This is a genomic window from Flavobacterium sp. (assembly GCF_049318185.1).
Taxonomy (GTDB): domain Bacteria; phylum Bacteroidota; class Bacteroidia; order Flavobacteriales; family Flavobacteriaceae; genus Flavobacterium.
Genome location: NZ_JBMOGV010000062.1, coordinates 1 through 13,155, shown reverse-complemented (window position 1 = coordinate 13,155; position 13,155 = coordinate 1). Strand labels below are relative to the sequence as shown.

The following is a 13,155-nucleotide window of genomic DNA, read 5'->3' as shown; positions in this document are numbered from 1 at the left end:
AGGATTACTTAATTAAAAATTAATTTGATTTTACAAAAACAATTTGTTGATTTGTGAATTATATATTTCAAAAAATTACTCAATTAAATTGATATGAAATTCAAACTAAACTATATTATTTTAGCTATCCTAGCTTATGCAACCATCAGCAATGCACAAACTTCTGCAAAAGAAGCAGAGGCCAGGGCTTGGATACTATCAAATGAAAAGTCTTTAGAAATAAATCCTGAAGATAGTTTTTCTTTGAAAATGGTAAGAAAAACCCAAGCAGGTGAAACTTTGCGTTTCCAACAAGTAAAGAATGGAATTCCGGTTTTTGACTCTGAAATCCTTATTCACTTTTCGCCTGACAATGAAATTACTAGCACTGCATCTACCTATGATAAATGGGTAGCTAATATTAATGTACAACCTTCGTTTACTAAAGAAAATGCAATTGCTATTTCAAATCAAACATTAAAAATCGATAGCGATATTATTTTTCAAGAATGTAAATTGTTTGTATATAACAAATTAGAATGCACAAAATTAGTATACAGAGTTTTAACAGATTCATATGCAAAAACAGGAAGTTGGGAAACCATTATTGATGCGCAATCGGGTGATGTATTGAGCACAAAGGATGTGGCTTATTATTATGGTAAACATGATAAAAAAGAGAAAAAACAATCACCTCCAATGGCACCTTTAGCTTTAGTAACAGGCACTGCCAAAGTATTTAATCCTGATCCATTATCTAAAGCTGGTGTTGCTTATGGCGGAAGTTATGTAGATGGAGCTGGAATTGGTGATGTAACCAATACGGCTTTGGATAATGCTAGAGTTGATGTGATATTACCAGAAATAGATTTAACGGGAACTACTTATAAACTAAAAAGTACTTATGCAGAAATCAAAGAACTTGGTAGCCCTAATAAAGGAATGTTTACGCAAACAACCCCAAACTTTATTTTTAACAGAAATCAAGATGGGTTTGAAGCAGTAAATGCTTTTTATCACATAGATAAAAGTTTAAGATACATTAATCAAACATTAGGAATTACATGCGTTCCCTATCAATCAGCCAATGCTGGCGCAGTATTTTTTGACCCACATGGAGCCAATTCAGACGACAACTCATTTTATGCTAACGGGCAATTGCAATTTGGAGAAGGTGGAGTTGATGATGCAGAAGATGCCGATGTAGTTTTACACGAATTAGGACACGGTATTCATGATTGGATTACTGGTGGTGGACTTTCACAAGTTAATGGGCTTAGCGAAGGTTGTGGTGATTATTGGGCGGTGTCTTACAGTAGAAGTTTAAATCAATGGGCAAATACAACAGCAGAATACGATTATGTTTTTAGTTGGGATGGACATAATACTTTTTGGGATGGAAGAATTACAAATTATGACGCTTCTTATAGTGGAGGTTTAGTAAATCAAATTCATACTGATGGACAAATCTGGTCAACAGCATTAATGAAGATTTGGGATGCTATAGGTAGAACTAAAACGGATAAAGCTTTCCTAAATGGATTAGATTTAACAGTAAGTTCCACTAACCAACAAAATGCTGCAATAGCAGTTAGGACTGCAGCTGTCAATATGAATTATCCTTGTGTAGATATAGCTAAAATTACAGAAAAATTTATAGAAGCAGGATACACAATGCCAACGTTGGCTTTAACAATGGCTTCAATTCCAAATCAAACGGTTCAAGCAGATGTAAACAATACTTATACTTTACCAAGTTATGCTACTTTAGCCAATCCAATTACTGCAAACTGTAATGCAATATTGACACAGTCCCCTGTAATTGGGGCAGTACTAGCTCCAGGAGATTACACTATTACTATAACTGCAACAAGTGGATCTTCTAGTAGAGTGAGAACATTTACTCTTACTGTAACATCTAACCTAGGGATTGAAGATGCAACAAAAAATAATTTTGTTTTATATCCAAACCCAGCAAACAATGTAGTAAACATCAAAGGTGAATTTGACTCAAACGAAAGTATAACTATTTATAATATGCTAGGACAAGTAGTATTGAAAAAAGCAGTGATCTCAAATGAAGAAGCTATTGATATTACAACATTAGCCACTGGAGTTTATACTATGTCATTCAACAATGCTAAAGTATCTCGCAAGTTTGTTAAGAACTAACAAAAGCTAAAACATATATACAAGACCACAGAGAGCCATCTTTGCGGTTTTTTTTATGCAAACACATCAAAAAAACTGTACCACTTTGTACCTTTGCCACTTTCATACTTTAAAAAATGACAAAACAACAAATCATTGATTCTTTTGACCCATCGCAACCTGGTTTAGCAGATGCTACCGTTTTTGGGTTACCATTCTCAGCCGAACAATCAGAAATCATAATCATTCCGGTGCCATGGGAAGTAACAGTAAGTTACGGCTCTGGCGCTTCAGAAGGACCAGAAGCAATACTTGAGGCTTCTTTTCAGGTCGATTTAAACCACCAAGATTTCCCCGAACTATGGAAATTGGGTATCTATCTTGACGAAGCACCAGCACATTGGAAAATCAACTCCGATAAATACAAAGCATTAGCGCAACCTATAATCGAAATGCTTGAAAGTGGGGAAGCCATCGAAACCTATCCTGCCTTGCAAGCCAATTTATATAAAATCAACAAAGCCTGTCGTGACTTCCATTCAGAGGTAAAAGAGAAAGTCTTGTTTTGGATGAAACAAGGCAAAAAAGTAGCACTTTTGGGCGGCGATCATTCCACACCATTAGGCTATTATGAAGCTTTGGCAACGATTCATGATAATTATGGAATTTTGCATCTTGATGCTCACATGGATTTGCGTATTGCCTACGAAGGCTTTACATATTCTCATGCGTCTATCATGTATAATGCGTTAAAAATACCTCAGATAACCAAAATTTCCCAAATTGGAATTCGCGATTTCTGTGAACAAGAAGTAGACGTGGTCCACGAAGCCAAGGGAAGAGTTTTAGTAAAAACCGATGCCGATATGAAAGCCGAAACCTTCCAAGGCAAAACTTGGGAAGAACAATGTGAGGATATTATAACAACATTGCCACAAAAAGTCTGCATCAGTTTCGATATCGATGGCATGTATCAATGGTATGCCCCATCCACAGGAACACCAGTTCCAGGAGGTTTTTCATTTGAGCAAGCTACTTATTTGTTCAACAAATTAGCAGCTAGCGGCAAAGAAATCATAGGATTTGATTTGGTAGAAGTAGCACCAGGCGAAACCGATTGGGATGGTAATGTTGGCGCACGTATGTTATTCCACATGTGTGGCGTTCTAGCAAAAAACAACGGACTAAACGTGGGACAAAAAATAAATTTTCTAAGAAAATAATAAGATGTTTTTTAGATAATAAGTTAGTATAATATTAATCAATAGGTTCCCAAAGTTCTATTTTGTTACCTTCAGCATCTTTATAAAAAGTAGTTATTATGCAAAAAGTTTGAGCATTGATTTCTTCATCGCTATAAATTTTTTTATTGTTAATTCTTTAGGATTTAAAGCTTCTACGTTTAATAACCTTATTAGGTATATAATTTCTAACAATAGTAAATAATTCCACAAATTACAAAACATCTTTTGAGTGTGAGCTATTGATAAAAAGTGTTTCAGCTAATCAAGTATCTAGAAAAAAACTGAACAATAACAATCTTAACACTGATATCTATTAATTACATTTGTCTAAACTCAATATCAAAATGAAACTATTAAAGAAAATCTTATTATCGCTTCTATTAGTATTAGCCATAATAACAATAGCCATTATAGGATATCTACAATATACCAAACCCCAGTACGAAGGGTCAGCAACCCTAAAAGGAATTAACCAGCAAACCACCGTCTATTTTGACAACTACGGCGTGCCACACATCTACGCTAATAACCAAAAAGACGCCATGACCACGCTGGGCTACGTACACGCACAAGACCGCCTTTGGCAAATGGAACTCATGCGTCGCATAGCCCCAGGAAGACTAGCAGAAATCTTCGGAACACCAGCCTTAAAAACAGATAAATTCTTCGTAGGCATAGGCATAGATGAAAACTCCGCAATAGCAGTAGCACAACTCGATAAAAACTCCCAAACCTTTATACTTGCCAATGCTTATCTTGATGGTATCAACCAATACCTAGAGGAAGGAAAAACCCCAGTTGAGTTCACATTACTAGGCATCAAAAAAGAAAAGTTCACATTAAAAGATGTTTATAATATATTTGGGTTTATGTCTTTTAGCTTTGCTATGGCACAAAAAACAGACCCGCTGCTAACAGACATCCGCGACCGTTTTGGCATGAAATACCTTAAAGACTTTAACATAACTGGATCACTAGGAACCAAACAATTAAAATCCTTTAAAGGAAAATATAAAGCCTATAGCGAAATATCCAAATCAGTAGCCACACTTTTAGAAACATCACCAGTACCAGCATTTATAGGAAGCAATAGTTGGGTAATAGGCGGTGCCAAAACCAAAAGCGGCAAAGTAATCCTAGCCAACGACCCACACATCATGTATTCTCAACCCGGTACTTGGTATGAAGCACACATCGTTTGCCCTGAATACGAAATGTATGGTTACTACATTGCAGGAACACCATTTCCACTTTTAGGACACAACAGAGACTATGCCTATGGACTAACAATGTTCGAAAACGACGACGTTGATTTCTTCCAAGAGGAAGAAAATCCAAAAAATATAAAACAATATATCACACCTGTAGGGTTTAAGAACTATACATTCAATCAAAAAACTATCAAAGTAAAAGACAGTACAGGGGTAAAAATAATAGTAAAAACTAGCCAACACGGACCCATCATCACAGGACTATTAGATGGTTTAGCAACTAACAAATCAGTAGCCATGTCATGGATATACACCCAACAAAAAAGCCAAATCCTCGATGCTGTTTATTCGTTATCACATGCTAAAAATCTTGAAGACTTTCATAAGAACATCGAACTCATCAAGGCACCAGGGTTGAACATTATGTATGGCGATGCCAAAGGCAACATAGCTTGGATAACTTCCGGCAAACTATACAAAGTAAATGAGTCTGTAAATACAAACTTTATCCTAAACGGTGCCAATGGCATTGACGATAAGAAAGAATGGATCCCTTTTAACAAACATCCTGCCGCTGTAAATCCATCATGGAATTATGTCTACACTAGTAACAATCAACCAGAACCTATTGATGGCTATCTTTATCCTGGCTACTATTTACCAAAAGACAGAGCATTAAGAATAGATGGATTATTATCCCCAAAAAGTGATTGGACCAAAGAAGATGTTTCGAAAATGATAGTAGATAATACGTCAGCTACCGCTCAAAATATTGTAGCAAACTTGACAGCAGTTTTAACCATGAGCAAAATGAGTTCTAATGAAAAACGAGCATTGACCATTTTAAAAGAATGGACAGGTGAAAATGATTTAAACGATGTTGCACCAACAGTATTTAATAAATGGCTCTATTGGTATTTGAAAGATACTTTCGAAGATGAATTTGGAAAAGACAACTTTACTATTTTATTAAATACACATATTATTAAACAAACCATAGAAGCGCAATCACAAAACGCCAACTCACCTTGGTGGGATAACATTACTACAAAAGACAGAAATGAAACCCAAAAAGAAATCTTAACCCAATCCTTCAAAGAAGCAATTACTTCCCTCGAAAAACAACTTGGAAAAGATGTAAGACAATGGCAATGGGCAAAAGTGCATAAAGTAACCTTTCAGCATCCCATAGGGAAAGTAAAACTATTTAGTAAATTTTTCAATGTTGGTTCCTACTCAATTGCAGGCACCAATGAAGTCATTAACAACCAACTCTTCATCTACACCGATGATGCTGAAATAAATACCAAAGGCGGACCATCTACCAGAAGAATAATTGACTTCTCAGATATCGAAAATAGTTTAAGTGTTCTTCCTACAGGGCAATCAGGAAATCCTATGAGTAAACATTATGATGATCAATCCGAGCTTTTTGTGAGCGGAAAATTCAGAAAAATGATGATGAATAAGAAAGAGATTGAAGCAGTGGCTACTAAATTAATTTTTATATCAAAAGAGTAATTTTATAAAATTATTCCAATTCCATTCGTGTATTCGTAGCTAATAATTAAATTTGCAAACCGTTTAGTATAATTTAATGCAAACTCCTCAAAAAATTGCTGTAGTCGGTTCTGGTTTAGTCGGGACTTTATTAGCAATATATCTCAGAAAACAAGGGCATACCGTTCACGTCTATGACAGAAGTCCAGACATTAGAACAGTCGAGTTTTCAGGGCGTTCTATAAATTTGGTAATGTCTAATCGTGGCTGGAAAGCCATGGCAGATGTAGGTCTAGAGAATGAAATCAGAAAAATTGGTATCCCGGTAGATAAAAGAACTATACATCTAAAAGATGGTAATCTCAATTATCAGTATTATGGTAAAGATGGCGAAGCTATTTTTTCTCTATCAAGAGGTGTTTTGAACAGAAGAATGATTGATTTGGCAGAAGCCGAAGGCGTAGCGTTTTTCTTTGAACACAAAATTTGGGATGTAACTTTGGCAACTTCAACTTTACACATTGGAGAATCTGAAAGAGGCGAGTGGACAGAACTACAATACGACAAAGTTTTTGGAGCCGACGGTGCTTTTTCTAGAATTCGTCACCGAATGCAACGTCAAAGCATGTTTGATTACTCCCAAGAGTTCATGAAGATTGGATATAAAGAATTACACATTCCTGCGAATGCTGATGGAACTCACAAAATAGATAAAAACTCTCTACATATTTGGCCTAGAGGAAATTTCATGTTGATGGCTTTAGCTAACTTAGATGGAAGTTTTACCTGTACTTTATTCATGCCTTTTGAAGGCGAAAACTCTTTTGAACAACTAATAGATGAAGCTACTTTGGTAGCTTTCTTTGCTAACTTTTTCCCAGATACTGCTGCAGTAATCCCTGATTTGGTAAATGATTTCTTTAAAAACCCAACGAGCTATTTAGCCATCATGAAATGTTATCCTTGGACCTATGAAGACAAAGTAGCCTTGATAGGTGATGCTTCACATGCCATAGTTCCTTTCTATGGACACGGAATGAATTCCGGTTTTGAGGATATCACTGTTTTAAGCGAAATGATGGCAAAATATGGTGATGACTGGAAAACAATATTTTCAGAATATCAAAAGTCACGTAAACCTAATGCAGATGCTATTGCAGAACTTTCATTGAGGAACTTCATAGAAATGAGTACTAAGACAGCCGATGTCAATTTTTTGTTACAAAAGAAAATAGAAAAATCGTTTTCAGACAAACACCCTGATAAATGGATTCCATTATATAGTAGAGTAACGTTTAGTCTACAACCCTACTCTGAAGCACTTGCCATAGGCGACTTTCAAAACAAGATTATGGAACAAGTGATGCAAATGCCAAATATTGAACAGATTTGGAATAGTGAGGAAGTAGAAAATAAAATCATTGATTTATTAAATTCCAATTAAAAAATTTCAAATCCCAACAATTAGATTTTTTAATCTTGGGTTTTATTAAAATTAAAGTCAATTTGATAAATGAAAGCATCATCAAACATATTGAGATATTCCACTCTTGTATTTTATCTATAAATTTCATGATTTTATTATACGAAAATCTCAGGATTATGAATTTGTATTATTGTTTTAATAATTTGTAAAGCTTTTAAAATATGAAATGAAAAAATCTTCACATAAAAATAATTTTTATAAAAATACTATTGGAATAAATTTTACGTTATACCTATAAATAACTATTTAAAGATTAAAAAAAACTCTAATAATTCATGTTTTAATCGATTATTATTCAAAAGTTACAAATGCTTTACAAAAAAGTTACAAAATCTTAACATCTTTTAAATTAAAAAAAGTTTTTTTATTACAAGTAAAAAATTAAATTTGCTGCCAATCAATTTTATTAATAACTAAAACTTATAAATTAATTAAAAATTAAAAATTAAAAAAATGGCAAACGTTAAAAAAGAAAGTGGTTCGAACGGAGGAAATATGTTCTCTGGAATTGTGATTGTAGCATGTATTTTCGTCGGAGTTCTAGTGTGGAATTTCATTATGGGTGCAGGTTCAAATTTTGAAGGTGGTGTAAACACTGGTCATCCACTTCCAGGAAATTATTTAGCAATGGTTTACAAAGGTGGACCAATTGTACCAGTTTTAATGGGATTATTATTAATGGTGGTAGTGTTTTCTATTGAGCGTTTTTCAGTAATATCAAAAGCATCAGGAAAAGGTAAATTAGAAGTTTTTATGAAAAATGTACAGGCAAGTATCAAACAAGGAAATATTGAGGATGCTATTGCTGCATGTGACAAACAAGAAGGTTCAGTTGCTAATGCGGTTAAAGCGGCTTTAGTTAAATACCAAGAAGTTAAAAAAGAAGGTTTTAATAGTGAAGAAGCATCTGAGACTATCCACAAAGAAATCGAAGAAGCAACAGCACTTGAAATGCCTATGCTAGAGCAAAATTTAACTATCCTTTCAACACTTGTTGCACTTGGAACTCTTGCTGGATTATTAGGAACAGTAACAGGGATGATTAAAGCGTTTGGTGCATTGGCCTCTGCAGGAACTCCAGACCAAGCTGCATTAGCAAATGGTATTTCTGAAGCACTTATTAACACGGCTACAGGTATCTCAACTTCTGCTTTAGCAATCGTAACTTATAATTTCTTTACTTCTAAAATCGATACTTTGACTTACTCAATTGATGAAGCAGGTTCAACTATCGTGAATACATACAGAAAATTTAGAGGAAGTTTAAAATCATAATTCAATTAGTAGCAACTCTATTAATTGTAGTTAAAAAAATAAAAAATGGCTAAAGTAAAAATGACCAAAAAAGCAACATCAATCGACATGACAGCGATGTGTGATGTGGCTTTCCTTTTACTAACATTCTTTATCCTAACGGCGACGGCAAAAGTACCCGAACCACTTCCAGTAGATACACCATCATCAACCGTACAGACCAAATTACCTGAAACAGGATTGGCTACCATTACAATTGGTAAAAGTGATGCAAAAGAACAAGTATTTTATGGAATGAAGGACAGAGATGTACGTTCAGGGGCTCTTGACTATATGGCTCAGAAATATAAATTAACTTTCACAGATGAAGAAAAAGCCCAGTTTGCTCTTATAGAAGAGTTTGGTGTGCCAATTGAAAGCTTAAAACAATTACTGGCGATGAAAGGAGCCGATAGAGCTAAAAAGGGTGTGCAACCAGGTATCCCATGTGATTCTATCAACAATCAATTACAAGATTGGATTCAATACGCTAGAAAAGCTCATATAGATGGAGGCGCTACAAAAGAGCTTCAATTTGCTATAAAAGGCGATGCTAAAGAAGAATATCCTCAGATTAAAAGAATCATGGATATTTTACAAGACCAAAAAATCAATAGCTTTAATTTAGTTACTGGTTTAAGAGGTAAAGACTATTAATTTAATAACACTATTATACAATGGCTGAATTAAATACCGGCGACGGTGGAGGCAAAAAAGGTGGTAAGGTAAGAAGTAAAAAATCCAATGCAAAGGTAGATTTAACTGCTATGGTGGATTTGGCATTCTTATTGATTACTTTTTTTATGTTGACAACCTCTTTATCTAAACCTCAATCTATGGATTTAGGGTTGCCAGATAAAGAAGATGATAAAACTAAAGACAAACCTATCAAAGTTGACCAAGTAAGAACGTTAACTTTCATCCTAGGAAAAGACAATAAAATTAAATGGTATCATGGATTACTTGAAGCACCGGAAACCGGAGGTGGACCATCAAATGGTGTTTATGGTAAAAATGGTATTCGTAAAGAAATTTTAAAAAGAATAACGTCAATTGTACAAGCTACAGGAGATAAGAAAAAAGGAATGATAGTAATTATCAAACCAACAAAAAAATCTACCTACAGAAACTTAGTTGATATTTTGGATGAAATGGCTATTTGTGACGTTCCAACTTATGCTATTGTAAATGACATTACTCCAGAAGAACAAAAACTAGTAGATGAAATGAACAAGTAATGCTCTTGTGCTAATCTTAAAAATATAAAAAATGAAATTAGACTTATTAACGAGACAATGGATTGACATCGTTTTTGAAGGGCGCAACAAATCATATGGTGCATATGAATTGCGTAAAGATAGCCCAAAAACAACGTTGCGCTCTATGTTGATTGGAGCATTAATTTTTTGTCTTGCTGTTGGAGCTCCGCTTATTGCAGATTTGATTCCAGATTTGTCAAGCGATGATGCTTCATTAGATAAAAAAATTGTAACTATAAAGTTGCCTCCAAAAGAAGAACAACCAAAAGACCTTCCACCACCTCCACCACCACCTCCAAAAGTAGATCAAGTGAAATTTGTGAAACCAGTTGTGGCGAAATCAGAAGAAATTGTAGAAGAGCCACCAAAAGTGGAAGAAATCAAGGATAAAAAACTTGGAAATGAAACAATAAAAGGTGATCCAGATGCTCCTTTAACTATTGAGCCAGTTGGAAACGGTCCAAGTGTAGTAGAAGAAGATAATAATATCTACAATACTGCGGGTATCGAGGTTAAACCTGATTTTCCTGGTGGATTAGAAAAATTCTACAAATTCATTGGTAAAAATTTTGTGGTGCCTGAAGAAGAAGGATTAAAAGGAAAAATATTTGTGACCTTCGTAGTAGAAAAAGATGGTTCGTTAACAGATATCAAAGTATTAAGAGATATTGGTTATGGAACAGGAAAAGAAGCCATGAGAGTTTTAAAATCATGTCCAAGATGGAATCCTGGAGAACAAAATGGAAAAAAAGTTAGAGTATTATACTCGCTACCAATTTCTATCCAATCTGCAGAATAAATGGTTTCAAAATTCATAGAAAACTTTCAGAAGAAATCGCTTAAAGAGCGATTTCTTCTCGTTATAGGAATAATGTTTTTTTTGATTTATTTAACATTTGGCTTAATCATCATTTTTTGGAAGTCACTTCCCTTAACATTACCCTATAATTATAGAATTGTATTCGGAATTTTATTGATTGTATATTCTTTTTTACGATTTTTGCGTTTCTTTAATAGAGATTAAATATAAAATGAATAAAATAACCAAAACAGTTATTGGGTTTTTATTAATTAGTTTGTTATTTGTATTGGCTTGTCAAAACAAATCAACAGATAAATTAGATACTATTATAAAAGGGAAAGCTACTATATATGTGGACGAGTCCATTTTACCAATAGTAGAAGATGAAGAAGCAGTTTTTGAAACACAATATGAAGCAAAACTGCATTTAGTTCCTCAATCAGAAAATGAAGTATTGAATGCATTGTTTAATGATACTGCTAAAATTGCTATTTTAACAAGAAAACTTTCAGACAAAGAATTAAAAAAATTCCAAGCGAAAAAAATTGTGCCAAGGATCACTCCATTTGCTACTGATGCTGTTGCGTTAATAAGAAATAAAACATCTAATGACACTTTAATAGCACTAAAAGATGTTATTGATTTTATTAATGGAAAAACAGTTCAGTCTATTAAAGGCCTTGTTTTTGACAATGCCAATTCAAGCACAGTGAGATATTTTAATGAAGTCACAGGTGAAACGATTACAAATAAAAAAAATATTTTTTCATTTAAAACTAATGAAGAAGTTATAAAATATGTAGCTAATAATGATGGTATGGTTGGTGTAATAGGCATAAATTGGATTTTTCAACCACCATTATCCTTACAAGAGACCGTTGATAAAGTAAATATTATGGGAATAAAAGGGTTGAATACAAATGATTATTTCTCTCCAACACAAGATAATCTTGCCTCAGGTAATTATTCTTTGGCACGTCATTTGTACATCATCAATTGTCAAGGATATTCAGGATTAGGGATGGGATTTGCTTCCTTCCTAGGTGGAGAAAGGGGACAACGTATTATTTTAAAATCGGGTTTAGTTCCTGAGCGTATTCCTACCAGAAAAATTAGAATAAGAAATACAATTACTAAGAATAATAATTAAAAATTGCAAAATGAACAAGTTTAAAATTTTCAGCTTAGCGCTAATAGCATCAACATTTGCGAAAGCACAAGATTTAGAGCCAGCAAAGAAAGCTATTGATGCTGAACAATTTGAAAAAGCAAAATCGTTGTTGAAATCATTTATTCAGGCAAAACCAACTAATGGAAAAGCAAGTTTTCTACTAGGAACTATATATTTGAAACAAAATATTGCTGACTCAGCATCTATCTGTTTTCAAAAAGGATTAGCTGCTAGCGAAGCTGCACGATTCAACAATATTGGGTTAGGTCAAATGGATTTAGATGCTAATAATAAAGCTGCAGCACAAGCAAAATTTGATTTGGTTACTAAAGATTTGAGAAAGAAAGATACAGAAGAGTATATTTATATAGCTCGTGCTTTTATGAATGCTGATAAGCCAGATTATCAAAGTGCTTTAGCTGTATTGACAAAAGCAGCTACTGTCAACCCAACCGATGCTCAAGTTCAATTGGCATTAGGAGATGCTTATTATGGGGAAAAAAAGCAAAACGAAGCCTATGTTGCTTATAGAAATGCATACCAAACAGACAGTTCCTTAATAAGAGCTAAGATGCAATTAGGTGTGTTGTTGAAAGGAGCAAAAGCCTACACTGAAGCAGAAAAAGCTTATAATGAAGTTATTTCTATCAATTCAAATTATGGTCCAGTATATAGAGAATTAGCTGAAACCTACTATTTATGGGGAAATAATGAGCCAAAAACCTATACGGAAAACATTCAAAAAGCGTTAAGTTTTTATGAAAAATACATGAGTTTAACAGATTATTCTATAACATCACGTATGCGTCATGCCGACTTTTTAATCTTAGCTAAAGATTATAAAGCCTTAGAACTTGAGGCTAATAAAATGAAAGAACTGGATGGTGTAAACCCCAGAATTCTTCGTTATCTTGGATATTCAGCCTATGAAAATGGCAACTTTGATGCTGCTTTAGATGCTTTGCAAAAATTTATTTCAAATCCTACCAGTAAAATCATTCCTAAAGATTATTTGTATTTAGGTCAAGCCAAAATAAAAAAAGGAACCAGTGCAGATGG

10 protein-coding genes are annotated in these 13,155 nt (G+C 33.9%); all 10 read left to right on the top strand.

Annotated features, from left to right (window positions below):
• Positions 1 to 93: 93 nt before the first annotated feature.
• Positions 94 to 2,151 (top strand): T9SS type A sorting domain-containing protein, encoded by a 2,058-nt coding sequence (locus ACOYLT_RS07145; RefSeq protein WP_422853177.1) that lies wholly within the window; start codon positions 94 to 96, stop codon positions 2,149 to 2,151.
• A gap of 116 nt (positions 2,152 to 2,267) precedes the next feature.
• A complete protein-coding gene (locus ACOYLT_RS07140) occupies positions 2,268 to 3,353 on the top strand; it encodes an agmatinase family protein (RefSeq protein WP_422853176.1) in 1,086 nt (361 codons plus the stop codon).
• 365 nt (positions 3,354 to 3,718) lie between these two features.
• Entirely contained in the window at positions 3,719 to 6,106 is a 2,388-nt protein-coding gene (locus ACOYLT_RS07135) for a penicillin acylase family protein (protein ID WP_422853175.1), read from the top strand.
• A gap of 76 nt (positions 6,107 to 6,182) precedes the next feature.
• On the top strand, positions 6,183 to 7,529 hold the full coding sequence (locus ACOYLT_RS07130; protein ID WP_422853174.1) for an FAD-dependent oxidoreductase: 1,347 nt from the start codon (positions 6,183 to 6,185) through the stop codon (positions 7,527 to 7,529).
• A 495-nt stretch (positions 7,530 to 8,024) separates the two neighbouring features.
• A complete protein-coding gene (locus ACOYLT_RS07125; protein WP_422853173.1) occupies positions 8,025 to 8,846 on the top strand; it encodes a MotA/TolQ/ExbB proton channel family protein in 822 nt (273 codons plus the stop codon).
• A 45-nt stretch (positions 8,847 to 8,891) separates the two neighbouring features.
• Positions 8,892 to 9,521: an ExbD/TolR family protein gene (locus ACOYLT_RS07120; protein WP_422853172.1), complete on the top strand. Its 630-nt coding sequence runs from the start codon at positions 8,892 to 8,894 to the stop codon at positions 9,519 to 9,521.
• Between the two features lie 20 nt (positions 9,522 to 9,541).
• Entirely contained in the window at positions 9,542 to 10,102 is a 561-nt protein-coding gene (locus ACOYLT_RS07115) for an ExbD/TolR family protein (RefSeq protein ID WP_422853171.1), read from the top strand.
• A 31-nt stretch (positions 10,103 to 10,133) separates the two neighbouring features.
• Complete coding sequence (locus ACOYLT_RS07110) at positions 10,134 to 10,922, top strand: energy transducer TonB (RefSeq protein ID WP_422853170.1); 789 nt, start codon at positions 10,134 to 10,136, stop codon at positions 10,920 to 10,922.
• Between the two features lie 232 nt (positions 10,923 to 11,154).
• A complete protein-coding gene (locus ACOYLT_RS07105; RefSeq protein ID WP_422853169.1) occupies positions 11,155 to 12,075 on the top strand; it encodes a PstS family phosphate ABC transporter substrate-binding protein in 921 nt (306 codons plus the stop codon).
• A gap of 10 nt (positions 12,076 to 12,085) precedes the next feature.
• Positions 12,086 to 13,155 (top strand): tetratricopeptide repeat protein (locus ACOYLT_RS07100; RefSeq protein WP_422853168.1); only part of this gene is annotated, 1,070 nt, incomplete at its 3' end.